At 50.3% G+C, this 25675-nt stretch carries 26 protein-coding genes; 14 read left to right on the forward strand and 12 right to left on the reverse strand.

What is annotated here, in order from left to right; translation table 11 throughout:
- Positions 1-44 precede the first annotated feature (44 nt).
- Positions 45-659 (reverse strand): deoxynucleoside kinase, encoded by a 615-nt coding sequence (locus tag AC5FXQ_RS01970; RefSeq protein WP_493600824.1) that lies wholly within the window; start codon positions 657-659, stop codon positions 45-47.
- Between the two features lie 236 nt (positions 660-895).
- On the reverse strand, positions 896-1582 hold the full coding sequence (locus AC5FXQ_RS01975; RefSeq protein ID WP_493600825.1) for an RNA polymerase sigma factor: 687 nt from the start codon (positions 1580-1582) through the stop codon (positions 896-898).
- Positions 1583-1720: 138 nt separating this feature from the next.
- Between AC5FXQ_RS01975 and AC5FXQ_RS01980 the strand changes: the two genes are divergently transcribed.
- Entirely contained in the window at positions 1721-2146 is a 426-nt protein-coding gene (locus AC5FXQ_RS01980; protein WP_493600826.1) for a tRNA (5-methylaminomethyl-2-thiouridylate)-methyltransferase, read from the forward strand.
- A gap of 147 nt (positions 2147-2293) precedes the next feature.
- Positions 2294-2473 carry a hypothetical protein gene (locus AC5FXQ_RS01985; RefSeq protein WP_007658968.1) on the forward strand — a complete coding sequence of 60 codons (180 nt, stop codon included), beginning with the start codon at positions 2294-2296 and terminating at the stop codon, positions 2471-2473.
- Between the two features lie 91 nt (positions 2474-2564).
- Here AC5FXQ_RS01985 and AC5FXQ_RS01990 read toward each other — a convergent pair whose 3' ends face one another.
- Positions 2565-3197, reverse strand: coding sequence for a hypothetical protein (locus AC5FXQ_RS01990; RefSeq protein WP_493600827.1), 633 nt, complete (start codon positions 3195-3197; stop codon positions 2565-2567).
- Positions 3198-3435: 238 nt separating this feature from the next.
- Between AC5FXQ_RS01990 and AC5FXQ_RS01995 the strand changes: the two genes are divergently transcribed.
- The 4 genes from AC5FXQ_RS01995 (at position 3436) to AC5FXQ_RS02010 (ending at position 7734) form a co-directional block, all read left to right on the forward strand.
- Positions 3436-5874, forward strand: a complete 2439-nt coding sequence (locus AC5FXQ_RS01995) for a GAF domain-containing protein (RefSeq protein WP_493600828.1) — start codon at positions 3436-3438, stop codon at positions 5872-5874.
- Positions 5875-6108: 234 nt separating this feature from the next.
- A complete protein-coding gene (locus AC5FXQ_RS02000) occupies positions 6109-6912 on the forward strand; it encodes a hypothetical protein (protein WP_493600829.1) in 804 nt (267 codons plus the stop codon).
- 143 nt (positions 6913-7055) lie between these two features.
- On the forward strand, positions 7056-7280 hold the full coding sequence (locus AC5FXQ_RS02005; RefSeq protein ID WP_220627690.1) for a CDGSH iron-sulfur domain-containing protein: 225 nt from the start codon (positions 7056-7058) through the stop codon (positions 7278-7280).
- 31 nt (positions 7281-7311) lie between these two features.
- Positions 7312-7734 (forward strand): putative signal transducing protein, encoded by a 423-nt coding sequence (locus tag AC5FXQ_RS02010; RefSeq protein ID WP_493600830.1) that lies wholly within the window; start codon positions 7312-7314, stop codon positions 7732-7734.
- Positions 7735-7783: 49 nt separating this feature from the next.
- On the opposite strand, the gene AC5FXQ_RS02015 is transcribed toward AC5FXQ_RS02010, so the two are convergent.
- Positions 7784-8035 carry an acyl-CoA-binding protein gene (locus AC5FXQ_RS02015; protein ID WP_196118493.1) on the reverse strand — a complete coding sequence of 84 codons (252 nt, stop codon included), beginning with the start codon at positions 8033-8035 and terminating at the stop codon, positions 7784-7786.
- A gap of 127 nt (positions 8036-8162) precedes the next feature.
- On the opposite strand from AC5FXQ_RS02015, the gene AC5FXQ_RS02020 reads away from it, so the two are divergent.
- The gene (locus tag AC5FXQ_RS02020; RefSeq protein ID WP_493600831.1) at positions 8163-10361 is read left to right on the forward strand and encodes a S9 family peptidase; all 2199 of its coding nucleotides are present in this window, start codon (positions 8163-8165) and stop codon (positions 10359-10361) included.
- Positions 10362-10581: 220 nt separating this feature from the next.
- Here AC5FXQ_RS02020 and AC5FXQ_RS02025 read toward each other — a convergent pair whose 3' ends face one another.
- Complete coding sequence (locus tag AC5FXQ_RS02025; protein ID WP_493600832.1) at positions 10582-11580, reverse strand: zinc-binding dehydrogenase; 999 nt, start codon at positions 11578-11580, stop codon at positions 10582-10584.
- A 129-nt stretch (positions 11581-11709) separates the two neighbouring features.
- On the opposite strand from AC5FXQ_RS02025, the gene AC5FXQ_RS02030 reads away from it, so the two are divergent.
- Positions 11710-12213 carry a GNAT family N-acetyltransferase gene (locus AC5FXQ_RS02030; protein ID WP_493600833.1) on the forward strand — a complete coding sequence of 168 codons (504 nt, stop codon included), beginning with the start codon at positions 11710-11712 and terminating at the stop codon, positions 12211-12213.
- Between the two features lie 51 nt (positions 12214-12264).
- On the opposite strand, the gene AC5FXQ_RS02035 is transcribed toward AC5FXQ_RS02030, so the two are convergent.
- Positions 12265-13491: a S8 family peptidase gene (locus tag AC5FXQ_RS02035; RefSeq protein ID WP_493600834.1), complete on the reverse strand. Its 1227-nt coding sequence runs from the start codon at positions 13489-13491 to the stop codon at positions 12265-12267.
- A 418-nt stretch (positions 13492-13909) separates the two neighbouring features.
- On the opposite strand from AC5FXQ_RS02035, the gene AC5FXQ_RS02040 reads away from it, so the two are divergent.
- A complete protein-coding gene (locus AC5FXQ_RS02040) occupies positions 13910-14677 on the forward strand; it encodes a peptidylprolyl isomerase (protein WP_493600835.1) in 768 nt (255 codons plus the stop codon).
- 84 nt (positions 14678-14761) lie between these two features.
- Here AC5FXQ_RS02040 and AC5FXQ_RS02045 read toward each other — a convergent pair whose 3' ends face one another.
- The gene (locus tag AC5FXQ_RS02045) at positions 14762-17233 is read right to left on the reverse strand and encodes a S9 family peptidase (RefSeq protein ID WP_493600836.1); all 2472 of its coding nucleotides are present in this window, start codon (positions 17231-17233) and stop codon (positions 14762-14764) included.
- A 281-nt stretch (positions 17234-17514) separates the two neighbouring features.
- Between AC5FXQ_RS02045 and AC5FXQ_RS02050 the strand changes: the two genes are divergently transcribed.
- Entirely contained in the window at positions 17515-17931 is a 417-nt protein-coding gene (locus AC5FXQ_RS02050; protein WP_493600837.1) for an STAS/SEC14 domain-containing protein, read from the forward strand.
- Between the two features lie 79 nt (positions 17932-18010).
- Positions 18011-18295, forward strand: coding sequence for an NAD(P)H-dependent oxidoreductase subunit E (locus AC5FXQ_RS02055; RefSeq protein ID WP_493600838.1), 285 nt, complete (start codon positions 18011-18013; stop codon positions 18293-18295).
- Positions 18296-18364: 69 nt separating this feature from the next.
- On the opposite strand, the gene AC5FXQ_RS02060 is transcribed toward AC5FXQ_RS02055, so the two are convergent.
- Together AC5FXQ_RS02060 and AC5FXQ_RS02065 are read right to left on the reverse strand one after the other, a co-directional pair.
- On the reverse strand, positions 18365-18901 hold the full coding sequence (locus AC5FXQ_RS02060) for a ferritin (RefSeq protein ID WP_196118466.1): 537 nt from the start codon (positions 18899-18901) through the stop codon (positions 18365-18367).
- Between the two features lie 187 nt (positions 18902-19088).
- Positions 19089-19472: a hypothetical protein gene (locus tag AC5FXQ_RS02065; protein WP_493600839.1), complete on the reverse strand. Its 384-nt coding sequence runs from the start codon at positions 19470-19472 to the stop codon at positions 19089-19091.
- Positions 19473-19583: 111 nt separating this feature from the next.
- On the opposite strand from AC5FXQ_RS02065, the gene AC5FXQ_RS02070 reads away from it, so the two are divergent.
- The gene (locus AC5FXQ_RS02070; protein WP_493600840.1) at positions 19584-19958 is read left to right on the forward strand and encodes a cupin domain-containing protein; all 375 of its coding nucleotides are present in this window, start codon (positions 19584-19586) and stop codon (positions 19956-19958) included.
- Between the two features lie 15 nt (positions 19959-19973).
- On the opposite strand, the gene AC5FXQ_RS02075 is transcribed toward AC5FXQ_RS02070, so the two are convergent.
- The 3 genes from AC5FXQ_RS02075 to AC5FXQ_RS02085 form a co-directional block, all read right to left on the reverse strand.
- Entirely contained in the window at positions 19974-21008 is a 1035-nt protein-coding gene (locus AC5FXQ_RS02075) for a hypothetical protein (RefSeq protein ID WP_493600841.1), read from the reverse strand.
- 227 nt (positions 21009-21235) lie between these two features.
- The gene (locus tag AC5FXQ_RS02080; protein ID WP_493600842.1) at positions 21236-21973 is read right to left on the reverse strand and encodes a LytR/AlgR family response regulator transcription factor; all 738 of its coding nucleotides are present in this window, start codon (positions 21971-21973) and stop codon (positions 21236-21238) included.
- Between the two features lie 72 nt (positions 21974-22045).
- On the reverse strand, positions 22046-23155 hold the full coding sequence (locus tag AC5FXQ_RS02085) for a sensor histidine kinase (protein WP_493600843.1): 1110 nt from the start codon (positions 23153-23155) through the stop codon (positions 22046-22048).
- 494 nt (positions 23156-23649) lie between these two features.
- Between AC5FXQ_RS02085 and AC5FXQ_RS02090 the strand changes: the two genes are divergently transcribed.
- Entirely contained in the window at positions 23650-24507 is an 858-nt protein-coding gene (locus tag AC5FXQ_RS02090) for a DUF5694 domain-containing protein (protein WP_493600844.1), read from the forward strand.
- 93 nt (positions 24508-24600) lie between these two features.
- The gene (locus tag AC5FXQ_RS02095; RefSeq protein ID WP_493600845.1) at positions 24601-25668 is read left to right on the forward strand and encodes a DUF5700 domain-containing putative Zn-dependent protease; all 1068 of its coding nucleotides are present in this window, start codon (positions 24601-24603) and stop codon (positions 25666-25668) included.
- Positions 25669-25675 lie beyond the last annotated feature (7 nt).

Genomic DNA, 25675 nt, shown 5'->3' on the forward strand with positions numbered 1-25675 from the left:
CACCAGAGCAGCGGCCTATATCTACATAAACTGATTAATCTAATCTAGAACAAGCCGAACAGCTCGCTGTTGATACGTTCAATAATGCTTCCCAAATCCTCAGGGTTGGCAACGAAGTCCATGTTGTTCACATCGATCACCAGCAGTTTGCCCTGATCATAAGTGCTCATCCAGTTGTTGTAGTGCTCGTTGAGGTTGCGCAGATAATTGATGCTGATGTTGTTTTCGTAGTCGCGGTTGCGCTTCTCGATCTGTCCGATCAGCTTTGGCAGGTCAGCCTTCAGGTAGATCATCAGATCAGGCGCTTTCACCATGCTGATCATTGACTGGAACAGGGCGAAATAGTTTTCATAGTCACGCGTGCTCATCAGGCCAGACTGGTGCAGGTTCTTGGCAAAGATGTAAGCGTCCTCATAAATGGTGCGGTCCTGAATCACATGCCCGTCTTTAGACTGGATCTGCTGCACCTGACCGAAACGGCTGTTCAGAAAGAACACCTGCAGATGGAAGGCCCAACGCTCCATATCCTCATAAAAATCCTTCAGGTAAGGATTGTTCTCTACTGCCTCCAGGTATAGCTCCCACTTGAAATGCTGTGAAAGTTTGGTGGCCAGGGTGGTTTTGCCGGCGCCAATATTGCCGACGATCGCAATGTGCATGGTAATGGTGTAATAGTTGAAAAAACCGACTGCAAATTACGGCTTTTTCGGTCATGCCCCAGCCTAATTCCGACCCCCAGGTCCTGTTTTTTTTGGTGCTTCTGCTCACCAACAATTCGCGATCGCCTTATCTTATTAATCCATAACTACTTAGCATCAGCACTCCCTGTAAACTACACTTGCGTTACGTCTTCTGCCAGCTAAGGCATAGCACTCCGTTTCAGGCTCTGCTTATTTCAGCTTTGTGCTTTCCAGTCCGGAGGCAAGGCACGGAGCACACGCATCACTACTGCATCGCAGCGCCTGTTGCCGAACTCAAACACATCCCCAACGATCGACAGCTTGAACAGGCTTTCTTTGAGCATGGATTTTGCCCGGTGCAGACGCACCTTCACGTTGCTTTCAGAAAGATCGAGACATTGAGCGATGTCATGAATGGACGTATCTTCCATTTCGCGAAGCGTATAGACGATCCTATACTTTTCAGGTATGTTATCGATGGCACGTTCCACCAGCTGTTTTACTTCCTGCCGGATAGCAGCCTGCTCCGGGTTCGCAGCGTTCATTTGGCTTAAGAGGGAAGACAAACCCTCCGGCTGGTCAAGCAGGTACGTGGCAGAAGATAGTTTTTTCTGTTCCCGCAGCCTTGCCAGCGCTTTGTTGATCCCGATCCGGATGAGCCAGGTAGAGAACATGGCATCGCTGCGGAACTGCGCCAGCTTTTCAAAAGCCTTCATATAGGTCTCCTGCATGACATCCTCCACCTCCTGTTCCTGCTTCAGGTAACTTCTTATCACCCGGTAGAGCTTCTGGTTGTGGCGGCGCATGAGGAGCTCATACAGTGACACATCCCCGTCGAGCACCCTCTCCACCACTGCTACATCACTGAGTGCCGCTTTTTCGGTTGCTGTTATCTGTTTCATGATCTTATAGGTATGATACATACAGTAGATGCGTTTCAGACTAATTAGTTACATCCTTTTGTAACGATTTCCACTTATAATCATCTAACTACCAAAAGCAAACAAAATAAAAAATCAACTAAAACGGAGGAAATCATCATGGAAACAATTGCATCAACAACAACCGGTGCGCAGCGGGCTGAGCGCCCGGCGTACGACCGCATCGCTACCGTCACCGCTTTAACAAAGTACACTTATGCACTGGTGCCTATCCTGGCGGGGCTCGACAAATTTCTACACCTGCTCACTGACTGGGACAAATACCTTGCGCCGGTAGTCGCCGATATCCTGCCTTTCAGCACGGGCACTTTTATGAGTCTGGTGGGTATCATTGAGATCATAGCAGGCCTGCTTGTGCTCGTAAAGCCAAAGATAGGGGCGCTGGTGGTCGGCTTATGGCTGGTAGGCATCGCCATCAACCTTTTGTTAACGGGTGAATACTACGACATTGCTGTCCGTGACCTGGTCATGGCTGTAGGTGCTTTCTCGCTATACCTGCTTCTTCCTGATGAGGGCAAAGCTTAGTCTGGCACAAGGGCCGTTTATTCACAATCGGCCTAACCCTTGCGCTCTTAGGGTCGTTTATTGAGTAACGTGCGTGTATCAGCTGGAGAGCAGCCTGAAGGTGTCACGCACACGTTTAATAAATTCCCAACATCTTATTTAAAAGCTATGACAAAAGGACACAATCAGGATAGAAACAAGTCGGAAAACAAACCGGAAGCCAAGCACAAAGGCGGACAGGAAGGACATCGCAGCCTGAGCGATCAGCAAAAAGACAAGAGCCCTAACCAGGGCCGCAATGACAAAAAAGACCAGTCTGGCGGCACCAAAGGCCAGAATGCCATTTAGCGGAATGTATTGAATTGAGAATAGCCGGGGCGTGTAGCGATCACTACATGCTCCGGCTATTTTTATGTTATTGTCTTACTGAAGGCTATACCTACCGTTGCTCCCGCATGTAGTTATACCTGTCTTTGGCATCACGGCTTTTGCGCAGGGTATTGAACTCCACTTGCAGGGCCGCTACCTTGAGTTTGTCGCTGTTTGTCATTTGATCCAGCACCTGCTGCTTGCGGTCGCTGAGCAACAGGTATACGTGCTCGGCGTAGTCCCAGTCGCGGAGGCTCCAGTCGGTGCGCTGTGCCCGTACGTTTTCCATGAACCTGACAAAAGTGCCGCGCAGTTGGCTGGCTTTAAGCTGACCAATCTTGTTGGTACCGGCCAGGCGGCGCTCCCAGGCAGCTGCTGTCTCACGATTGAGCGGCTCGCCGTAGCGTTCCTCCTTCTCCGCCTCCCACTCGTTGTAGCGGGTCTTGAGCTCCCCATACTCCTGCTTCGAAGCTTCACTCATCTGGCTGCTACTACGGTCCAGGCTCTGGGTACGGGCCCTGAACTCTTGCTTGATTGCCGGCCATTCGGCCCTTGTTATACTGTCGCCCTGGCTTACTCTTTTATTCATCCAGGCACGAAAATCTTCCAGGTCCTGCTCCAGCTTTGATTTAGTTTGGGCCTGGGCACCCAGCGAACTCAGCACCATCAAAAGCGACAGGGCGGCAACAAATAACTTCTTCATAGGTTGGTTTTACTTTATCAATCACTTTTCTAACACCACTTCCCCAATAAATATTATGCCAGAATATTCTAAAGGAGCTATATTTTTGTTCTGCTCCCTATACCTGCACCAGGAATAACAGGCCGTACACTATCTTTTTGCAGCCGCTTACGTTTAAAGCAAAGACAGGCATTTCGCCTGCACTGCACCTGGGATTGTGCCACACACGTTCTTCCCCTATCCATACAAAAAAACTTATATGCGCAAAACGAGGGACAACTTCCACGAAACCGTTGTTTCTATACCTAACCGGGATGAGATCATCCTGAGTGCCGAACAGTTTCCGTTCAAGACCACGCTCAGCCTGTCGCCGCTTGTGACCTACTGGGAAAACAAGATCGAGACTGACCCCAACTGCAACGTGGCCCGTGTAAACGAGCTGGCCGGTCTGCTGCGCAAAAACCCCGAGCTGCTGGAGCCTATCGAAGACGTATCTATTATTGATAAGTATATCGACACGGTGGATATCCTGATGGAGGACATTTTCCCGAGTGCTCTCTGGGAGAATGACCTGCGAGCCACGGTGCTGCCCTTTCACTTCGACAGCTTTTATGCCACTCCCCGCCTGGAGGAACTCGACCTGCTGGGAGGCGGTAACTATACCCAGAAACTAAACCTCGACCTCAAAACACTGCTCTTCCGCCAGACGCTCTCGGCTTATACCCTGATCCTGGAGAAGTTTTACAATGCCAACTTCATGGTAGATGAGCCTTTTATCTTCAGCATCAAGGACAAGTTCACCAAACTCGACCGGCACTACAAGCTGATCATCGATCTGAAGTTTATGAAGGTGAAGGCCAAAGGTCCGATCAAAAAGCTCAGTCCGCAGGAAATCAACTTTCTGATAAACCGCTATAATGACCTGGACCTCTGGATGCAGAAGCTACCGCCTGATAATTATGAGTTCAGCGGCTTTGCCATCTACGACTTTACGGACGTAACCAACGAAGAAACCATTTCCTCGCTGCGCTACGACCTGCTCGACCAGGACTCTGTGACCACACAGGAGGGCTTTGAGAGCCTGCAGCAGAAACTCCGTGTGCTTTTCGGGCTGCCGGGTCTGCGACTGGGGCTGGCCTCCTTCCCTGCCCTGCAGGAGTTTGACACCAACTACGCCCGCAAAACCTGGAACGGACTGGTCCTCACCAAGAGCTCTCCCATTAAGCTGGAAGATCTTACTGATTCGATCTATGCGCCGGTACTGGCCAAAGGCAACACCATTGTAGTAGATGACCTGGAGCAGCTCGACGAGCCGGGAAGACTGGAGCAGGAGCTGATCAAAACCGGCATACGCAACCTGATCATCGCGCCGCTGCACTACGAAGGTAAAACGATCGGGATGCTGGAACTGGCTTCGCCTATACCTGGCGAACTGAATGCGCTCTCCACAATCAAGCTCAAAGAGATTCTGCCGCTTTTTGCCCTGGCACTGAACCGTATGCTCGAGGAACTGCGCAGCAGTATACAGAACATCATCAAAGAGAAGTATACCGCCATTCACCCGATCGTGGAGTGGCGTTTTACGCAGGCGGCCATCAACCTGCTCGACAAGATGGAGCGTAATGTGCCGGCCGAGATCGAGCCGATCGTGTTCCGCGACATCTACCCGCTTTATGGCGTATCGGATATTCGCAGTTCGGCGTCGGAGCGCAATAAGGCTATACAGGGAGACCTGCTCGACCAACTGGTGCTGGCCAAGGAAGTGATACTGGCGGCCAAAGACGAGCTGCCACTCTCCATACTGGACGAGCTGGTGTATAAGATAGACAAGTACTCTCAAAACCTGGTACATGAACTGAGTTCCGGCGACGAGGCTTCGGTGCTGGAGTTTTTGCGCACGGAGATTGAGCCCCTTTTCAATCACTTTTCCCACAAATATCCCTCTACCCAAAAGGCCATCGAAGCCTATCGCAAGGCGACCAACAATCCGAGCGGCGTTGTGTATAACAAACGACGTGCGTACGAAGAGAGCCTATACCTGATCAACGACACGATCTCCAGCTTCCTGGACCGCGAGGAGGAAAAGGCGCAGCAGATTTTTCCACACTACTTTGAGAAGTATAAGACCGACGGGCTGGAGTATAATATCTACATCGGGGCATCGCTGCTGAACAGCGGGCACTTTGAGGAGCTATACCTGAAGAACATGCGCCTGTGGCAGCTGATGCTTACCTGCGAGATTGCCCGCCGCATACACAAACTGCGCGCTAACCTGAAACTGCCGCTCGAGATCACACAGCTGATCCTGGTACACAGCAGCCCGATCTGCATTCGCTTCCGGCTGGACGAAAAGAAATTTGACGTGGAAGGCGCCGACAACATCCGTTACGAGATCATCAAGAAGCGGATCGACAAGGCCACATTGCGTGGCACAGACGAACGCCTTACCCAGCCCGGCAAGGTGGCCATTGTATACACGCAACCCCGCGAGGCGCAGGAGTACCGCCGCTACATTGATTTCCTGCAGGCCGAAGGTTACATTGAGCCCGTAGTGGAAGACCTCGATATCGAGGAGCTGCAAGGGGTGCAGGGGCTGAAAGCACTCCGCATTTCGATCAATTTCCAGGAGCAGTTACGCCACGATATCGATGCCGGAGACGAGCTTCTGCAGATCGCCCAGGCGGCCACACTCAACTAAAATTGCACTTTTATACAAAACGTAATTTTTTTATAAATTCAATCCATCACACAATCAACTAAATATCAGCATCTTAAACTTAAATTAGATTTGTAAAATTCGACCAATTACAGGCTCTTCTGTAATTTTCTCTGCATCGGTGCAATTATTTTAAAGGAAAGGGCGTTTTACCTGAGACTGCCGGGGAAGCGCCCTGTGCTGTTTATTTATTTTCACTTTTCAACTTTTAGCCAAATGAAATTGAAAAACAGTTTTTTACCTGCCATGCTTGTATTTGGCGTGGTAGCACTATCATCTTGCGAAAAAAACGATCACGAAGAGTCTGCACAGCCTACTTTTGATCAGGGTGCACTATCCCATGTGATGCTGGATTCCGCAGAGGTTACATCTTTCAAAGTAGCAGGCAAACAGCTTAGCCAGGTAAACCACTACAACCAGGAAACCGGAGAAGTAGAGAGCTTCGACAAGTATGAGCGTGACAACAAGGGTCGCCTGATCAAGAGCACAACCTACGCTGGCAAAAGCCAGACTGTGCTGACAGAGCAGCATTTCACTTACAGTGACAAAGGCGAGTTGAGCAAATCGGTAGCTACTTACTTTGTGGGTGGCAAGCCGGAGTACCAGAACTACACCACTTATTCTTATGACGCTGCCAACAAGCTGAGCAAGAAGTCAGTTTACGAAGGCACAGAAGAGAAGGGCAAACTGAAGTCTTTCACGACTTATCAGGCAATGCCAAACGGTAACTATGCGCAGGAGAAGCAGTTTGTAATTGACGGTACTGGAGCAGCTAAGTTATACGCTACTACTACCAACTCTTACGATTCTAACCCGAACCCACTGCATGCGTTTGCAGAGCCAGGCGCTGCCAGCAGCCCGAACAACCTGGTGCGCTCTTCTATGGAAGTGCACAACAGCAAGAAGGCTTTCACGCGTTCTTACTCTTACAAGTATGATGACAGCGGTATGCCGATCAGCCAGACTGTGACGCTGCCAAACGGTAAGTCTCAAACATTCAACTACGTGTATAGCAACTAATGCTGAAACGTAATTAGAGTCACAGCCCCCGGCCATAAACGTCCGGGGGCTGTGGTGTTTATGGGGTATTGCCTGCTGCGAGCCGGCATCTGGTAATTGTGCCGCAAAAAAGCTATATTTGTTATTGTACTAAACACAAGACAATGGCGAAGACAAAAATAACGGTGAACAACAATGGCTCACTCAGAGTTGAAGGTGAGTTTGAGATCGTGGACAAGAATGGCAATGTATACGGACTCGGTGGTCGGGAACTCGTTTCGATCTGCCGTTGCGGCATGTCTAAGAACAAACCATTCTGCGACGGCTCCCACAAAGGACACTTTGAGCACGAAGCGGAAGCCTTTGACCTTCCACCTAAGAAGCAGTAAACACAGCCTGACCTAACACTACCTGTATACCATGGCAGAGCGCCTGATTACTGTTGCCACCTTCAGCCAACCCACTGAAGCTCACATTCTGAAAGGCCGTCTTGAAGCGGAGGGTATCCTCTGTTTTTTAGGGGACGAGCAAATTATAGCAGCACAGCCTTTCTACTCACTGGCAGTGGGTGGCGTGAAACTGCAGGTGACGGAAGGTGATGTGGAAGAGGCGCTCGAACTGCTAGGCAGGATAGAGCGCGGCACCAGCGAGTACATCATCGACGACAACATTGAACTGGCACCTCCTGCTCAGGTATACCTGGACACTGAATCCTGCCCGATATGTGAGTCAAAAAACATCTCTGCAAGGGGATTTTTCGGTTCTGTGCTAGGCATTACGCTGCCCTTCGTCAGTAAGCGCTACGGGTGCCACGACTGCGGCTATACCTGGAAAGAAAAGTAAAAAGCGCCCCATGGGGCGCTTTTTTTATACCTGCCGGGCAAACAATGCCTTACTTCAGGCTGTTTACTAACTGCACGTACTGTGCACGGGCATCCTCCTGGCTGGTGCCTTCCAGGTTTTTCCAGGCATCCCACTTCGCTATGTTTTTGAAATCAAAACCTCCCGGACGCTCGGTGTTCACATCGCCTTCAGTAGCCTGCTTGTACAAACTGTAGAGTTGCAGCAGAACATTATTGGACGGACGTTCCGTGAGCTCCTTCGACTGGGCCACTGCCTGCTCAAATTCTTCTTGTGTTGCCATAGTATGTCAGATGATTGTTTTAGGTACTGACAAGGTATAAAAAAATACGCTGCATGCATAACTTTTATTTAAAATTATAGTGTCGTATTTTTTCTTATTTTTATACCCTGTACAACAGATACTCACTATGAAAAAAGCACAGCACAACACAGCAGCTCCGGCCCTCCTGCTATCGGCCTGTCTGCTGGCGGGCACTGCCTGCAGCACGACACAACAAAGCACTGCGACAGAGACAGCTACGACCGAGCAAACGACTGAGAGCACGGTAAACGCCAATCAGCCGCAACCGCCTGTCGCTGCCAAAAAGCCGAAAGAGCTCACAGCACATGGCCACACCCGCATCGACAATTACTACTGGCTGAACGAGCGCGAAAACCCGGAAGTGATCGCCTACCTGAACGCCGAAAATGAATACACCAAACAGATGATGGCCGACACGGAGGAGTTGCAAGAAAAACTCTTCAATGAGATTGTGGGGCGAATCAAGCAAACTGACGAGTCGGTGCCTTACAAAAAGAACGGCTACTTCTACTATACCCGCTTCGAGGCAGGCAAAGAATACCCGATCTATGCTCGAAAGAAGGGCACACTCGACGCCAAAGAGGAGATCATGGTGAACGCCAACGAGCGTGCCGAAGGTAAGAGTTACTATGCAGCGGCCGGCATGAACGTGAGCCCCGACAATCGCCTGCTGGCTTTTGGCGAGGACACTGTGAGTCGCCGCCAGTATACCATCCGCTTCAAAGATTTGCAGACAGGCGAGATACTGCCCGACCGTATACCTAATACAACCGGCGGCGCTGTATGGGCCAACGATAACAAGACCGTGTTCTATACCATGAAAGATCCGGCGCTCCGTTCTTTCAAAATCTTCCGCCATACCCTGGGCACACCTACCTCGCAGGACAAAGAGGTATACCACGAAGCCGACGAGACCTTCAGCACCTTTGTGTATAAAACCAAATCCGAGAAATACATCATCATCGGCTCGGGCAGCACCCTCTCGCAGGAGTACCGTTTTGTGGACGCCGCCAACCCAACTGCCAGTTTCAAGATCATTCAGCCACGGGAGCGCGGACTCGAGTACAGCGTAGACCACTTCGGCGACAGCTTCTACATCCGCACTAACAAGGATGGCGCAACCAACTTTAAACTGATGAAGACACCAGTTGGCAAAACGACCAAGCAGAACTGGACAGAGGTGATCCCGCATCGCGCTGACACATACCTGGAAGGCACCGAGATCTTCAAGGACTACCTGGTGCTGCAGGAGCGCAAGAATGGCCTGACCCAACTGCGCATCAAGAAATGGAATGACCCCAAAACAGACTACTATGTGGACTTCGGGGAAGAAGCCTATACTGCTGGTATCAGCATCAACCCTGATTTCGACAGCAAGGTACTGCGCTACGGCTATAGCTCCCTCACCACGCCAAGCTCTACCTTCGATTACAACATGGAGACGAAGCAGAAGACACTGCTGAAAGAACAGGAAGTGGTGGGTGATTTTGATAAGAACAACTACGAGGCCAAGCGCATCTACGCCACTGCTAAAGACGGCACTAAAATCCCTGTCTCGCTGGTGTACCGCAAGGGCCTGCAACTCGACGGCAACAACCCAACTCTGCAGTACGCTTACGGCTCCTATGGCATCAGCATGAACCCCGGTTTTAGCTCCGTGCGCCTCAGCCTGCTTGACCGTGGCTTTGTATATGCCATTGCGCACATACGGGGTGGTCAGGAAATGGGCCGCCAGTGGTATGAAGACGGCAAGCTGATGAAAAAGAAAAACACTTTCACAGACTTTATTGATGTGTCAGAATACCTGATCGAACAAGGCTATACCAACCCGGATAAGCTGTTTGCGCAAGGTGGTAGTGCCGGTGGTCTGCTGATGGGTGCTGTCGTGAACATGCGTCCGGATCTGTACAAAGGTGTGCACGCAGCTGTACCTTTTGTGGATGTAGTTACCACCATGCTCGACACCAGCATCCCGCTCACTACCGGTGAGTTTGACGAATGGGGAAATCCCGCCAATAAAGATGCCTATGACTACATGCTCTCTTACTCGCCTTATGACAATGTGGAGGCGAAGGAGTATCCGAACATGCTTGTAACTACTGGTCTCCACGACTCTCAGGTACAGTACTTTGAGCCGGCCAAGTGGGTTGCCAAGCTCCGCGAAATGAAGACAGATGATAACCTGCTGCTGCTCCAGACAAATATGGAGGCTGGCCACGGCGGCGCATCCGGTCGCTTCCAGCCATATCGCGAAACAGCCCTGCAATACGCTTTCTTCCTGAAGCTGGCGGGGATTAATGAGTAATGAATAGTGAGGAATGATTAATGAGAAATAAGTAAAGAATTCAAATTTAAATAGAAAAGCCCGTTGCATTTAGTCTTGCAGCGGGCTTCTTGTTTTGTAGCTGTTATTTCGAACCTAAGTGAGAAATCTGAATCTGAAACAGCACGTCAGATCTCTCCTATCGTCGAGATGACAAAATAAAAAATCGATATGACTGGGGGGGTTCTCTTACGTGATCAATTTAACTCACCTTCACCACGATCTTGCCGAACTGCTTGCCGGCTTCCATGTAGCGCATGGCCTGTTCGGTTTCTTCCAGCGGGAACACGATATCCACTATTGGCTTTACTCTCGTTTCCTCTACAAAGGCGATCATTTCAGCGAAGTCCTGGTTGGTGCCCATGGTACTGCCGTGTATGGCGAGCTGCTTCCAGAATATCTCAGCCGGGTTGATCTGCCCGATCATACCGGTCGTGCCGCCATAAATCCCGATGCGCCCACCTGGCTTGGCCAGCTTCACAAGCTGCACAAAGCCCTCGCCTGCAGCCCCGTCGATGCTCACATCAAACCCGCCTACTTCGGCTTTCAGCTCTTTGCCCCAGTTTTCTTTTTTGTAGTTGATGCCGCCAGTCGCACCCAGCTCTTTGGCCTTTTCTATTTTCTCGTCTGATCCGGATGTCACCCATACCTCTGCTCCCGCCGCTACAGCAAACTGCACGGCAAACAGCGCCACACCGCCACCCGCACCTGTGATCAGTACCCGCTCACCGGCTTTGAGTCCGCACTTGGTAAACATCGCACGATAGGCCGTTACACCTGCCAGTGGCAGCGCTGCCGCTTCCTCAAAACTCAAATGTGCTGGCTTGCGGTGCAGGTTTGAAGCTTTCACTTTCACGTAATCAGCAAAAGTGCCATCCTGTGGCATACCCAGCACCTTGTACTCCTTGCTGTGGGCATGCGGGTTGTCACCCCAGTCTGTTGAAGGATCGATCACAACCTCCTGCCCTATCCAGCTTTGGTCCACACCCTCCCCTACTTCCGTCACGATACCAGCACCGTCCGACCCTAAGATGGCCGGGTAGTCTTTGGTGAAATAACGGCCGTACTGTATCCAGACGTCGCGGTGGTTCAGGGCGGCGGTTTTCACCCGCACGATGGCTTCACCGGGACCGGCAGTAGGTGTTTCTTTCTCTATCAGCACAAATGGACTGTTGATAGCTTCGAGGTAGATGGCTCTCATAGTATTTGGTTTAAGGTATATGTACAAAGTTAAAACTTCTGCTTTAAGCTGAAAACCTGCCGGGGCAGGCATTGGCTTTTTATACGGGAGCGCCTATCTTCGTTGCCCATACAAGCAACATCACAGTATATGAAAAGCCAGTTTAGCATACAGGAAGCAACCACTGCCGACATACCTACCATTCACTGTTTAGCCGAATCCATTTGGGAGCCCACTTACCGGTCTATACTTTCGCGGGAGCAGATTGACTATATGTTTGAGGTGATCTACACCAATGAAGCCCTCGAACGACAAATGGAGGAGAACCAGACCTTTATTTTACTGTATGACGGAGCTGAACCCATAGGCTTTGCGGCCTATTCTCTTAAGGAGCCGGACGGACCGGTTTACAAGCTCAACAAGATATACCTGCTTCCGTCCCGGCAGGGTGAGGGACTGGGTAAGCAATTGCTTGATGCAGTGGAAGAACGTGTCAGTAAGGCCGGTGCCCGCTACCTGGACCTGAATGTGAACAAATACAACAAGGCGAAAGCTTTTTACGAGCGTTGCGGCTACCGGGTACACCTCGAAGAAGACATTCCGATCGGTCCTTACTGGATGAACGATTATGTGATGCGTAAACAGTTGACATAAAAAAAGGGCAGCCTTTCGGCTGCCCTGATTCTCTATCCTTATTGAGCTAGGTTATTTGATCGCAATTGGATCCGGGTTGCCATCCGGATCGTTTTTCACAGTGCCACTTGTCTTAAGTGGGCCATGCAGCAACAGACCAGCTACGTGTGGAGACGCCATAGACGTACCGCTGATCGTGTTATAGCCACCACCTTTCCAGGTAGAGTTGATGCTCACACCAGGTGCGCAAACATCTACTGGCGGGTTGCCATAGTTAGAGAAGCTAGCCCATGAGTCAGAAGAGTTCATGGCAGACACGGTGTAGATGTTGGCATGGTTAGCACGTGCTGGAGACGAGTTGTTGGCATGCGTAGACTCGTTACCGGCAGCCAGGGCAAACTTAATGCCTTTGCTAGCAGCAGCGATCACAGCATCATCCAGCGCCTGAGAAACCGGACCTCCCAAGCTCATGTTCGCTACGTCGCCAGACTGAGCTGCTGAAGCTACGTAGTCAACACCGGCTATTACACCAGAGTAAGATCCACTACCGCGTGAGTCAAGTACTTTTACGGCAACTACTGTAGCGTCATGGGCTACACCAATTACACCTACTGAGTTATTTTTAGCAGCAATAGTACCTGCTACGTGAGTGCCGTGGCCATTGCCATCGTTTGCATCATTGGCATCTCTACCTGAAGTAAAGAAAGTTCTGCTGCGGTTTACATCCACATTGAGGTCCGGGTGCGTTAGGTCGATACCGGAGTCGATTACCCAAGCAGTTTTACCAGTACCGTCACCATAGCCAACGCGGGCAATGCCGTATGGTACAGTCTGGCCTGTAGAGCCGCCACCGCCTGGCTTACCACCGCCTGGCGCCAACATCACAACTCTGTCTGGCTCGATGTAAGCCACACGGCTATCGCGACGAAGCGCATCCACTTGGCCATCCGTTAGTTTTGCTGCCACACCCAAAATAGCCTGGCCATAAGCCTGCTCGATCGTAGCGTTGGCAATGCCATTGGAAGCAAGTAGCTCCTGGCCCATTTCGCGCACCGCGCCTACCCGCTCAGCATAGGTAGCAGTACCATCCAGGCGCAGGTTGGCATCTTTCTTAAATACAACAATATACTGCCCCTTGATAATAGCTCCATTCTGGGTAGAGGTCTGTAAATTCTCTGCTACTTCAGTGGCTTCCGGAGCCTCAGAGTCGCAAGAAGTGAATGAAACTGCGGCAGTAGAGAGAGCTGCCCCAAATAGTACAGAACGCAGTACGTTCTTAACGCGTAAGGTGTTTTTCATACGTGTAAAATAGTTAGGTTAGTTAAAGTTTTAAGGTTTATTATAAGGATAGTGAAAGCCAAACTATTAAATAGGATTTTTATATCCAAATAAAAGTATAATTTTTTTTAATGTTTTTTTATAAAATGCACTTGACACTATCTCCAGGCTGCACGTTGTTGCAACATCCAAATTGCACTGAAATCAGGGGATAATTTCCTGTATAGACAGCAATTTGAACGCTTTTCAACAGATATAAGCGATTTGCTATTTTTGGAGGCGGCTTTATACGCAACTCTAAATACAAGGTTTACATTCACAAAGCACTATCTTTAAAAAGTTTAATTTTAATAGATTTTTAACAACAATACAGTACAATTTTATTTGCACTTTATAACAGCATTTCGCTATATTAACAGAAGCACTAACCCTATCCCTTATGAAATACTCAGAAAAAGCATTCATCTCTTCACCTCTCCTGTGGGTGATCGCATTTTTTATGGGAATGGCAGCTTGCCAACCCAAAACAGAAGAGCAGGCTACTGCTGAAGAACGTGAAACCACCACAGAGTCTAAGCTCGAACCGCTCACATCAGAAAATGTGGTGGAGGTACTGACAGCTTATGAAAAAGAGCACCCTGACAGCCTGATTCTCATCAGCACCCGCCACGGTGATATTAAGCTGCGCCTCTACCCTGAGACGCCGCTGCACCGCGCCAACTTTGTGCGCCTCACAAAAGCGGGCTTCTATGACCAGGGAGAGTTCTACCGTGTCGTAAAAGGCTTTGCTGTGCAGGGTGGCGACTCCGATAACCGCACCATGAAACAGGGCGCCTACAAGATTCCGCAGGAGTTTAACCCGAAGTACATCCACAAGCGTGGCGCCTTAGCCATGGCACGTTATGGCGACGAACGCAACCCGGATAAGGAGTCTTCCTCACACAACTTTTATATCACATTGGGAGAGCCCAGAACGCTACAGGAGTTACGAGCCTATGAAGCACAGCATAATATGAAGTATACACCGCAGCAGGTGGAACTCTACACCACCATCGGCGGTGAGCCGGCGCTGGACCAGGAGTATACAGTGTTCGGAGAAGTGATAGAGGGTATGGATGTGATTGACAAAATAGCCGAAGAGCCGGTAGACGGACAAAAGTGGCCGCTTACCATTGTTCCACATAAGATCAAGACAATAAACCAATAGGCTATACCTGCCCCAGGTATAAAGAAAATGCCCCGACCTGTATGGCCGGGGCATTTTCTTTTATAATACAGGTATGGCTATACCTTACTGTATCTGACGGTTCTTCACGTAAGTATTCAGCCAGGTATTCATTTCCCACAGCATGTGCAGGATAGACTCGCGGGCTGCGTAACCATGGCTTTCGTGCGGAAGGAACACCAGACGGGTCGTGGCACCATGTCCTTTGAGGGCATTGTAGAAACGCTCACTCTGGATCGGGAAGGTACCAGAGTTGTTGTCAGCCTCCCCGTGGATCAGCAGGATAGGCGTTTTTACTTTGTGCGCGGCGGAGAATGGCGACATACGGTTGTATACCTCCGGGGCCTGCCAGTAAGTACGTTCTTCCTGCTGGAAACCAAACGGTGTCAGCGTACGGTTGTAGGCGCCGCTTCGGGCTATACCTGCAGCAAACAGATCAGAGTGCGCTAGCAGGTTGCCGGTCATGAAGGCACCGTACGAGTGACCACCTACGGCAATGCGCTTCGGATCGGCCACACCCATGCTCACGGTTTTATCGATAGCGGCTTTGGCGCTGGCTATCAGCTGCTCCACGTAAGTGTCGTTAGGCTGGGCATCTCCTTCGCCTACTATCGGGAAGTCCGTACGGTCGAGTACGGCGTAGCCTTGCGTTACCCAGAACAGTGGCGAACCGGAGCTGATACGGGTAAATTCGTAAGGCGAGCTTTTCACCTGACCGGCAGCCGCTGCGTTCTTAAACTCACGCGGGTAAGCCCACATCAGCATCGGCAGTGGGCCGCTTCCTTTCTTGTAATCCTTCGGCAGGTATAGCACGGCTGTCAGTTTCACGCCGTCGTTGCGCTCGTACTGCAGCAATTCTTTCTGCACACCTTCCAGCTGCGGGTATGGGTGCGGGAATTTGGTCACCTGCGTCAGCTGCTTCTTGTTCAGGTCACGCACAAAGTAGTTCGGCACTTCCTGCTCCGACTCACGACGGGTGATGATGCGCTTGCTGTTCAGGTCGATGATGTCCACCGGACGCTCATAATAAGGAGCCTCGGAGCGGAACAGAATCTTAGCCTTCTTCGACTTCAGGTTAAATTCGCTCAGGAACGGACGGTTGCCCTCAGGTGAGCCGCCTTCGCTGATCATGTAGATGTTGTCGCCTTTCTTGTCAGTCAGCAGCACGCTCCGGCCATACTGGTTTTTGGTATACACCGGGCTGCCTGGGTCGCTGTAGCCATCTTCGTATGAACGCTCGATCAGCACGGTGCCAGCCTGTGCAGGCTTGGCAGGATTCACGCGCACGACACGCTCGGTACGGGTCTTCCACAGACGCTCGTTCACCAGGGCCAGGTCATTGTTGCCCCACTGCACACCACGGTAGCGGTATTTCGTACCGGCCAGTTTAGCAGGCTTCCTAGAGAAAGGTGCATCCAGCATAAACACGATGTCACGCTCTGCCACTTCCTTAGTAGCATCGCCACCGTCCTGCGCTTCTACCCAGTATAAAGTAGCTGCCTTATCAGGGCGCCAGTTGTAGCTGCGCGGGCCTTTGGCTACGTTATCAAAACCAATCGGAATGTCTTCGGCCAGTGGCAGCTGGGCAAGTTGCTTCACCACCTTGCCGTCGCGGCCCCATACTTCCACATGGTAAGGGAAGTAGTAGTGCGGCACCAGGTATGAGTAAGGCTTCTGGATGGTTTCCACGAGCAGGTACTGCCCGTCTGGCGACACATCGGCGCTCTTGATGATGCCCGACTGTCCCACGTTTTGCTGCTTGCCGTCAAGTGACACCAGCTTCAGTTGGGTCTGCATGTAGTAGTCGAACAGCTGCTCGTCGTACTTATTTTTGAGCAGATCCTGGTAGGTACGCGAAGGATTCGCCTTGCCAATATTCTCCTGGATGTTCGGTCCGCTTGGCACCAGGTTGGCTTTCGGCATTTCGCCACGCTTCTCGTCCACAAACTTCACGAGCAACGACTTGCTATCCGGCATCCACGAAAACGGACGGCCACTGTACGCATCGTTCAAAGTCGCCTCAGTCAGTTTGCGGGCCTGCCGGTCAGCTATACCTGCCACCCACAGCTCGATGCCGTTGGCCTTGGTAATAGTGAAGGCAATCTGCTTTTCGTCCGGCGACCAGGTCACGTAGGAGATCTGCGCGTTTTGCGGAATACCTGCCAATTCAAACTCCTGCCCGCCATTTACCTGCTTTAGCTTGATGTTGTTGATGAACGAGGCGCGGCTCTGGCCGTTTGTTGCAGGATTTATGCGGAGACCAGCCAGTCGGCTTTCGGGCTGTGCCAGTTCTTCGATGCTAGGGTAGCCGGCCCGCTCGAGCAGCAGCATCCAGTCGCCTTTTGAGTTTATACTCACACCCGGCGTGGATGGTGCGTCGATGATAGAGGCGATGGCCTCAGGTGGTCGCTGATAGCCGGTGGTGGCCTGGTTGCCGCCCTGCGCCAAAGCGACAGGAGCCGGGGAGCCCGCCAATAGCAACAGGCTCAGCAGCGAAGCAGCCAGTCGCTTCGAGGTTCTCAGAGTCTTGATGTGCATGTTTCTTTTAAGGTTAAGATAGGTTAGATGTGCGATTAGACAATAAGTGTATCCGAAGGTTTAACTTACTACTGTTATCAGTAAAACACTACTGTTTGATTCTTTTTTTGCTCACGCTCAAAAACATACTTTTCCTTCATCCATATCATAGCCCGAAGTATTGCCGTATGAAAATAACTGCCATTCTGTATGATTTCGCGATTTCATACTCCAGGAAAACTGCTCCTTGAGTTGTATTGGTTATATTGCATCTGGCTATACCTGGACAAAGCTAACTACCCATGAAATTACAGGAGCTTAAATCTTCTACGGGCAAGACTTATCTGACCATCCACTACGATGAGCAGAACAAGTGGGTCTACAATGACTGGAGCGGCTATGTGACTCCTGAAAACGTGAAGCAGGGCAGTCTCGCCGTACTGGAAGCTATTGAGCAGCATAGCGCCACCTGCGGACTGAATGATAACCGGAGCCTGGTAGGTCGCTGGGATGAATCTGTAGAATGGATCGAGCAGGAGTGGATACCTGCCGCCGCGGAAGCAGGACTGCAGTACTATGCGCACGTGGCGAATGAAGATGCTTTTGCAGCCGCCTCTTCGTCGGATATGCTGAGCCGGGTGCGGGGCCGGTTTGAGATGCGTATATTTGAGGATATTAACGAGGCACGCGATTGGCTTACAGCCTGTCAGCAAAAATGAACGGAAGGTATACAGCTTCACGTACATGAACTATTTCACAGCTATTCCTCTTTAAGAGGAAGACAATTCACACGTATACATGAGCAAAGGATTCAACGTACCAGACAAGGTGATTTACGTCTGCACGGGTAGTAAATGCAAGAAAAAGGGCGGCAAAGATATAGGCAAGACGCTCCGCACCATGATCAAGGAGATGGGGCTGAAAGGCCAGGTGGAAGTGGTAAAGACCGAATGCACTGACCGCTGCGACTTTGCCCCTGTCATGAGCTTTCAGCCTGACAACGTGTGGCTGCACCACACCACGGAAGAGCAGGCTATTCATACGTTCAAGGAGCATACTCTGAAGTCAGATAAACAGGTATAAACACCTACAACCCATAAAAAAAGCCTTTGGAGCGAATCCAAAGGCTTTTACTTTTTATAGCGGGGTTAATTAATCCTCATAAGTGTCTTCGTACGTGATCTTGGGCACACGCTTGTCGATTTCGTACTGGCCTGTTCCTTCCTCGCCTATCACATCGAAAAGCTCGAGCGCACGACGGGCCACATACTCTTCCTCGATCTGCTCTTTCAGGAACCACTGCAGGAACGTGAAAGTCACAAAGTCCTTTGATTTCATGCACTTATCAGCCATGCGATTGAATGACTGCGTCACGGCGATCTCCTGCTGCAGGGCCTGCTCAAACACACTTCTGAAAGAATCGAACTCGATCTGTATACCGGAAATGTCCGGAGACACGGCACGACCGCCCATATCAGACACATACTTGAAGAGGCGCAGCATATGCTCACGCTCTTCGTCAGACTGCTTCTTGAAATAGCCAGCACTGAAATCGAAGCCGTTGCGGTCGCACCAGGCCGACATGGCCAGGTACATGGACGAAGCCTCAGCCTCCATTTTGATCTGTTCATTGAGTACTCTCTCTATTTCTTCGGTCAGCGAAGTTCTTAGCCTTAGTAAATCCTTCATAGGTATAGGGGTGTTTTTCGTTCTAAATCCGGGGCAAACTCTATACAGAGCATGCGTCCTTTATTTCTACCATTAAGGTAAGTATAATGTTCTGAAAATGGGTGCACGGAATGAAATATGGAAGAAGTCTAAATAAAAAAAGCACAGCTTAGGGGCTGTGCTTGCAGGTATAGCTCATGTTGTATGGCTAAGCTTCGAGCGGCGTAAGGCACTCGTGCAGCATACGGTTCAGCTCCAGGCTAAACTTGGCGCCTTCCAGCAGGTCGCGCAGGGCATACAGCTCGGTCAGCGACAGGATAAAGCAGCGCTCACAGCCACACACCGCTACGATCTCGTAATCTGAGGAGCGGGATGGATTGGCGGCCATCTGCTCCAGGTCAATGCTGGCAACAGCTTGCTTCAAACGCAGAAAAGTGTCTACTTTGAGCACGTTTAGCGAACCGGCGAAGTACAGCATCAGGCGGTTTCTGCGATCGCACTGGAATACGGCTCCGGCTTCGTTTGCATAGATTTCGACCATTTCAGTGGCTGCTGTCATCATCTCCCCGGGCTTTGCTGTAGCTGCTATCATGGTGGTGGCGCTTGTTGTCTTATTTTGAATGACACAAAGGTAAGCTCTATTTAGAATCAGTCCAAATAAATTTAAATGATATTCATCACCTCTATCTAAAACAGGTATAGCATGAACCAGAAAATAGAAAAAGTAAACCTGGCAGAGAAGTTCGCCCTGATATCCGACCATTGGAATCCGCGCATTGCCGGAGAGCTAAACGGACAGCAGGTGAAACTGGCCAAATTTAAAGGAGCTTTCGACTGGCACCACCACGAGCACGAAGACGAGCTGTTTCTGGTCGTGAAAGGAAGTTTCGACATGGAGTTCCGGGACAGGACGATCACGGTGCAGCCCGGCGAGTTTCTGATCGTGCCCCGGGGTGTGGAACACCGGCCGGTCGCGCATGAAGAGGCCGAGGTACTGCTGTTTGAGCCGGCCTCCACTGTCAACACCGGTAACCTGACTGACAGCGAGCGCACCCGCACCAACCTGGAGCGACTGTAGCGCCAGGTATAGGCGCTACCTGATCTTCGCCTTCTTCATGATGGTTTTGAGGTTGAGCCGCACCAGGTCGCCCATGCCCTCGCATTTGAGAAACTCGTCTGAATTATGATGCTGGGCCAGCTCCTGCTTTAGCTGTGCTATCTTTTCGGGGTTAGAGATGGTGTCGCCGCGCATGCAGTCGATCAGGTCTTTGAGGCGGTAGCGGGCTGTGCGCAGACGCCGGAAAATAAGCGTACGTTCTTCGTTCTGGTATTGCTTGATCACATCCGGTTTCAGCAGCGTCAGCACAAGGTCCACGATTACATTATTGTCTTTAAAGAACTGTGGCAGGTACATCGACTTGCGCCCCTCGTAGGATTGCTGGTCAAAGTCGATGGGGCGCACGCGGTACTGCTCGTCCTCAAAGTCAGGCGTGATATCCACGACATAGTTATAAGAGCGCATATCGCCGAGCAGACGCACGAAGCAGCGTTCGTTAAACTTTACAAATTCCTTGGCGATACGCACCTTATTTGTGCCCGGCCTGTTGAGGTACTCCTTTATAAAAAGGTCGCCCGGTATACCTGCAATGTGCTCTTCAATCAGCGTGTCACCATCCACGAGGTAGTTGATGCGGTTAGGTGACAGAATATACTCCAGCTCCAGGCCATAAATGCGGGAGGCATCGGCACGCTTCACATAAAAGTAGTCGTAGTTGTCGTTGAGTTGGTTCATGATCTGCACCCGAAAGGGATTAGAGTTGCCAAAGGTGCAGTAATCGACCCGCGACACGTACAGGTGCTCCATCACCGACATATCGCCATCGGTTTTGAGCAGGGCGTAGATCTGTGTGAGCCCCTTGCTTAACTCCACCTGCTCCTGCTGGTCAAACATGATCGTCTCCCAGAGCGTATCGTGCCCCTTCTTGTCATAGTAAGGGAAAGAGTCGGTATAGTGGATCAGATCTTCGTAACGCACCGGCAGCTTGGTCTCCCGGTCGTACGCATGCAGGTAGTTGCGCAGGCAAGCAGCAATCGGGTAAAACTGCTTCTTTTTGGAAATGGAGTTCAAGGAGTTTAGGAGTTAGAGAGTTTAAGACTTAACTTTTGGGAGTTAATAGCATAGCCCCTGCCGAGCCTTTACGGGAAAGAATGAAAATATGCTACGGGTTAAGGTATAGAAGTTTTATAACATTCGCTATACCTGGCTTTGCGGTACAGGCAGTAAAATGGAATAAACAGACTCCTCTTCTGTCAATCTTACTCCTTCCTTCTTAAACTCCCAAACTCTCTAACTTTTCAACTCTCCAACAGGTTGTTCTGCCCGAGCACTTGCAGCACTTCGTTTTTGTAGAGGCGGCCGATCGGGATTTCGGCTTTACCGACGTCGACGGCGGTGGCGGAGAAGGCCTGTACCTTGTCGAGAGAGATGATGAAGGAGCGGTGGATGCGCAGGAACTTGTCAGTCGGCAGTTTCTCTTCCAGAAAGGAAATTTTCTGGTAAGAGATGATCTCTTTCGTATCAGTCTTCACCCGGATGTAGTCTTTCAGGCTCTCGATATAGAGAATATCCGCCAGCATCACCTTCACCATCTTCTTGTCGGCCTTTAGATAGATAAAAACTTCCCTGAAATCCGGCTCTGCATGATTTGCCGCTGCGGGCGGGCCTGCTATACCTTTGGGCTCCGCGGGCGTTACCTTGGCCACGGCTTTCAGGAAGCGATCGAAGGCAATTGGTTTGAGCAGGTAGTCCACAGCGTTGAGTTCGTAGCTGTCGAGGGCGTAGTCGCGGTAGGCGGTCGTAAAGATCACCTTGGGCGGGTTAGGTATAGACTTCAGGAAATCTATACCTGTGAGTTTCGGCATCTGGATATCAAGGAATATCAGGTCGATGTGCTCGGTCTGCAGGCAGTTGTATGCCTCCACGGCATTGCTGCAGCGGCACACCAGCTCCAGGTTGTCGAGGCGTTCCACAAAAGTCTCCAGCACATCCAGCGCCAGGGGCTCGTCGTCTACTATCAGGCAGCGTAGTTTCATGTTCGTTTTATTTGCGAATCAGGTATAAACGATACGCTATACCTGGTAATTGCATCAACTTATGCAATACTGTTATTCCTGTCTCAGGTCCAGTTCGAGGCGCACGGCGTAGCTCTCCGGCTCGTCCTCCACTTCCAGGCTATACCTGTTCTCGTAAAGCAGCTCCAGGCGGCGGCGCACGTTTTTCAGGCCGATGCCTGACGCAAAGTCACGGTGACTGTCGCTGGCTTTCTCACCGCATTTGCAGTTCTCGACCAGTACAGCCAGTGTACTACCCTGCACCTTCACATCTATCCGTATCCAGGCGTTTTCGGTTTCGGTGCTCACGCCATGCTTAAAGGCATTCTCCACAAAGGGCAACAGCATCATAGGTGCAATCTGCTTGCCTGCAATACCTCCCGATTCGGTATAGGCGATATCCACACGGTCGCCGTAACGGATGCGCTCCAGGGCAATGTAGTTCTGTATGTAGCTCAGTTCCTTCTCCAACGGCACCTTGGCAGCTGCGGCGTCATAGAGCATGTAGTCCATCAAGCCTGACAGCTTCAGCACCACCTCCGGTGCGTTATCGGATTTGCGGAGCGTGAGCGAGTACAGACTATTGAGGGTGTTGAACAGGAAGTGTGGGTGGATCTGCCCCTTCAGGAATTTAAGTTCGGCCTCGAGCTTGTCCTGCGCCAGCGTCTGCGTAGCCTGCTGGTCGCGGTACCAGTTTTTGAGCAGGTAGATCGTCGCTGTAATCGACACCAGGTAGCCCAGGTTCACGATGTTGCGCACAAAGCGATAGAGCGTCAGGTTGTCGTTGGTGCAGGTGGTGGGGCAGATGAGGGGGTGAATGAGCAGCGGCATCAGCACAAACTGCATCAGGATGCCAATGGCCCCCATCATCAGGAGCAGGTATACGGCAAACTCCATGTAGCGCTGCTGCAACAGGTATTGTGGCATCAGGAAGTACATGTTGAAGTAAACCAGCAGCATCTTGAACGGCAGCTCAATGAGCTCGATCATGAAAGCATTATAGTAGTCATCGATGTAGCTGCCGTATAGCAAGCCGAAAAAACAGACGTATACCGCCCAGAAAAGCAGGTGCAGCAGCAGCCTGTTCTGGGTAATGTTGCGCACATCCGGCAGACTCCACCCCTTTACCTCCAGTTCACGTGCTGCGTTCAATTTTACTTCCATGCTGCAAAGTTACGTTTTCTGCGCATCAAGTCCCTAACCGACAGGTGCTTTTAGACGAGCGGCTATACCTACCATCCGAAGTGCAGCCAAGATGCCGTGTACAGCCTGCGGGGTGCTATACCTGCTGTAAGGGTATCCGAAACGGTCGCTTGTCTAAAATTCAATTTTGCTGCTGGTGTGGTGCTTATACTTGCATCACTATCGGGGAAGACAGAGCCCTGAAGTGCTGCATAGAGATTTCTGTAGGCTATGAAAATAGCCGCTGTCGGGAAGGTAGTTTCCCAGCCTCCACCGGCAGCAATTTTTGTTAGAGTGGTAAAAGGCGCTGCCGTTAGGTGGTGCCTTTTTCTTTTTCAGGGCATAAGCTATGTCAAAATTATCCATATATTAGTGCAATAATATACTATCTGGACCGGTAACGCTGTAAATTTCTCTGAAATACACCACACATAGTGCAGATAGTTATGCGCAATTCCAATAAATAAGTAGAAAAGATGAAACTTAGACTTAAGCTTACATTATTCATAGTGGGATTGTGCTTCAATGCGGTAGCTCAGGGCAATAAAACTGAGATATTGATAATAGGCTCTGACCATTTGAGTCAGGTTTACAAGAAAGATAACCCTAATACGGATGTCCTGACTCCCAAAAGGCAGAAGGAAGTAGAAGAATTCACTTCTCTTATACATAAGTATAAGCCTGACATGGTAATGGTTGAAAAGCTGCCTGAGCAACAGGCAGAAATTGATAGCTTATATTTCCTCTACTCGCAGGGTAAGCTGAATCTGGAGAAAGTGGACTACGGGAGAAGTGAAGTTTTCCAATTGGCTTTTCGAATAGGAAAGCAGCTTGGCTTGCCTAAGGTTTATTGTGTAAACGCACCAGGCGGCACTTCGCAGAGCATTCTGGATAATGGAGAGAACATAGAGCTTTACAAGAACGAAACCCTTGAGCTGAGAAAGGTTGTAGGCGAGAAGTATACAGCATTGCAAAATGGCACTCTCTCATTCAAAGACTATCTGATTTTCCTCAATCAGCCTGGAAGCTTCAACATGATTTACCATTTGAAATACATTACACCTGCCAGAGTCACAAACGGAACTTTCAAAAACCCAGATGAAATGGTGGACACCGCCTTTGTCAATCCCCAATATATAGGAGCTGAACTTATCTCAGTCTTCAAAAACAGGGACTATAAGATTTACTCCAACATCGTCACTAATCAGATGCGGGAACAGCCAAAAAGAATTCTGTTAATAATTGGAGTGGCGCATGTTGGGTCGCTTAAGAACATACTCAATGATGACCCTGCTTATGCGGTCATTAATGCCAACAAATACCTGAAAAATTAAAGCACATAACCAAGTTCAGCCTTTATGCTCGGCTTTGCCTCACTCATCGGCTGCACCAATCCGTTACCTAATATATTCACCTAACCCTTTCACATGAAAACACTCTTTACCCTACTAATCTTACTCGCCTGCAGCTATTGCCTAAAGGCCCAGAAGATAGACGCCGTAGCGGCAACCCGCTATTTCGAACTGACCGATAGCCTCCGTCAGGGCAGAGCTGTAAGCGATGAGCTTTGGAAAAACTTCCTCAGTTTAGAGGGGAATAACCAGTACATCCGCAACCAGGGCTACAACGAGAAGTACCTCAACCGCTTCCGCAAGGACATGGAGGTGGTGTACATGCCGCAGCACGACAGTCTGTTGCATGAGCGACTGAAAGATCCGCAGCAACACTACAACACGTACCTGATTCATTTTAACAAAGCCAACGAGCCGCAGTTGCGCGAGTTTCTGCAAAAGATTCTCAATGACCAGGAGGCGTACCTTGCTTCGCTTTATGCAGAGACCTATTCTATGCTGCCAAAACGCATGCACCACACAAAACCAGAGCTTACGTTATACTTTAACGCCCTGGGCAACGATGCAGTGGCCAATCATGGGAACGTAGTCCTGACCCTGTGGGGAACCTATGTGTATGATCGGGAGAAATACGGTATTCTGGGCGGCCATGAACTCCACCACGCAGTCAGAAGTCAGAAGAAATATGTAGTGGCGGAGAAAGACGAAAGCCTGCTCCTGATGCTGCAATTGCTGCTGAACGAAGGCGCGCCCGACCTGATTGACAAGCACTTTACCAAGTCTGATAACATGCCAGAAGACATGAGATGGGGCAATTATCTGTTGCAGCTCGGCGAGAAACAACTGCCAAAAGTAGACGAAGCGATTCGTGAGATGGCAGCAGGCAGCAAAGCCTATACCAGCCAGCAAATAAAACAACAGGTGATCGGCATGAGCGGCCATATACCTGGCTTCTACATGGCTGATATCATTGAACGAAACGGCCTGAAGAAAAAACTGATCGCCAACATCGACAATCCTTTCCAGTTCGTTTACCTGTACAACAAGGCTGCTAAAAAAGACAAGGCAAAGCCCATGCTGTTCTCAAAAGAGGCAATTGCGTATCTGAAGCAAGTGGAATCAAGCGCAAAACAGCTTAACTAACGCTATC

The organism is Pontibacter sp. LHS1, assembly GCF_058932855.1.

Excerpts from the sequence above, each read along its gene's own strand:
- AC5FXQ_RS01970 (WP_493600824.1), bottom strand. The coding sequence starts at position 659 with ATGCACATTGCGATCGTCGGCAATATTGGCGCCGGCAAAACCACCCTG.
- AC5FXQ_RS01975 (WP_493600825.1), bottom strand. The coding sequence starts at position 1,582 with ATGAAACAGATAACAGCAACCGAAAAAGCGGCACTCAGTGATGTAGCA.
- AC5FXQ_RS01980 (WP_493600826.1), top strand. The coding sequence starts at position 1,721 with ATGGAAACAATTGCATCAACAACAACCGGTGCGCAGCGGGCTGAGCGC.
- AC5FXQ_RS01985 (WP_007658968.1), top strand. The coding sequence starts at position 2,294 with ATGACAAAAGGACACAATCAGGATAGAAACAAGTCGGAAAACAAACCG.
- AC5FXQ_RS01990 (WP_493600827.1), bottom strand. The coding sequence starts at position 3,197 with ATGAAGAAGTTATTTGTTGCCGCCCTGTCGCTTTTGATGGTGCTGAGT.
- AC5FXQ_RS01995 (WP_493600828.1), top strand. The coding sequence starts at position 3,436 with ATGCGCAAAACGAGGGACAACTTCCACGAAACCGTTGTTTCTATACCT.
- AC5FXQ_RS02000 (WP_493600829.1), top strand. The coding sequence starts at position 6,109 with ATGAAATTGAAAAACAGTTTTTTACCTGCCATGCTTGTATTTGGCGTG.
- AC5FXQ_RS02005 (WP_220627690.1), top strand. The coding sequence starts at position 7,056 with ATGGCGAAGACAAAAATAACGGTGAACAACAATGGCTCACTCAGAGTT.
- AC5FXQ_RS02010 (WP_493600830.1), top strand. The coding sequence starts at position 7,312 with ATGGCAGAGCGCCTGATTACTGTTGCCACCTTCAGCCAACCCACTGAA.
- AC5FXQ_RS02015 (WP_196118493.1), bottom strand. The coding sequence starts at position 8,035 with ATGGCAACACAAGAAGAATTTGAGCAGGCAGTGGCCCAGTCGAAGGAG.
- AC5FXQ_RS02020 (WP_493600831.1), top strand. The coding sequence starts at position 8,163 with ATGAAAAAAGCACAGCACAACACAGCAGCTCCGGCCCTCCTGCTATCG.
- AC5FXQ_RS02025 (WP_493600832.1), bottom strand. The coding sequence starts at position 11,580 with ATGAGAGCCATCTACCTCGAAGCTATCAACAGTCCATTTGTGCTGATA.
- AC5FXQ_RS02030 (WP_493600833.1), top strand. The coding sequence starts at position 11,710 with ATGAAAAGCCAGTTTAGCATACAGGAAGCAACCACTGCCGACATACCT.
- AC5FXQ_RS02035 (WP_493600834.1), bottom strand. The coding sequence starts at position 13,491 with ATGAAAAACACCTTACGCGTTAAGAACGTACTGCGTTCTGTACTATTT.
- AC5FXQ_RS02040 (WP_493600835.1), top strand. The coding sequence starts at position 13,910 with ATGAAATACTCAGAAAAAGCATTCATCTCTTCACCTCTCCTGTGGGTG.
- AC5FXQ_RS02045 (WP_493600836.1), bottom strand. The coding sequence starts at position 17,233 with ATGCACATCAAGACTCTGAGAACCTCGAAGCGACTGGCTGCTTCGCTG.
- AC5FXQ_RS02050 (WP_493600837.1), top strand. The coding sequence starts at position 17,515 with ATGAAATTACAGGAGCTTAAATCTTCTACGGGCAAGACTTATCTGACC.
- AC5FXQ_RS02055 (WP_493600838.1), top strand. The coding sequence starts at position 18,011 with ATGAGCAAAGGATTCAACGTACCAGACAAGGTGATTTACGTCTGCACG.
- AC5FXQ_RS02060 (WP_196118466.1), bottom strand. The coding sequence starts at position 18,901 with ATGAAGGATTTACTAAGGCTAAGAACTTCGCTGACCGAAGAAATAGAG.
- AC5FXQ_RS02065 (WP_493600839.1), bottom strand. The coding sequence starts at position 19,472 with ATGATAGCAGCTACAGCAAAGCCCGGGGAGATGATGACAGCAGCCACT.
- AC5FXQ_RS02070 (WP_493600840.1), top strand. The coding sequence starts at position 19,584 with ATGAACCAGAAAATAGAAAAAGTAAACCTGGCAGAGAAGTTCGCCCTG.
- AC5FXQ_RS02080 (WP_493600842.1), bottom strand. The coding sequence starts at position 21,973 with ATGAAACTACGCTGCCTGATAGTAGACGACGAGCCCCTGGCGCTGGAT.
- AC5FXQ_RS02085 (WP_493600843.1), bottom strand. The coding sequence starts at position 23,155 with ATGGAAGTAAAATTGAACGCAGCACGTGAACTGGAGGTAAAGGGGTGG.
- AC5FXQ_RS02090 (WP_493600844.1), top strand. The coding sequence starts at position 23,650 with ATGAAACTTAGACTTAAGCTTACATTATTCATAGTGGGATTGTGCTTC.
- AC5FXQ_RS02095 (WP_493600845.1), top strand. The coding sequence starts at position 24,601 with ATGAAAACACTCTTTACCCTACTAATCTTACTCGCCTGCAGCTATTGC.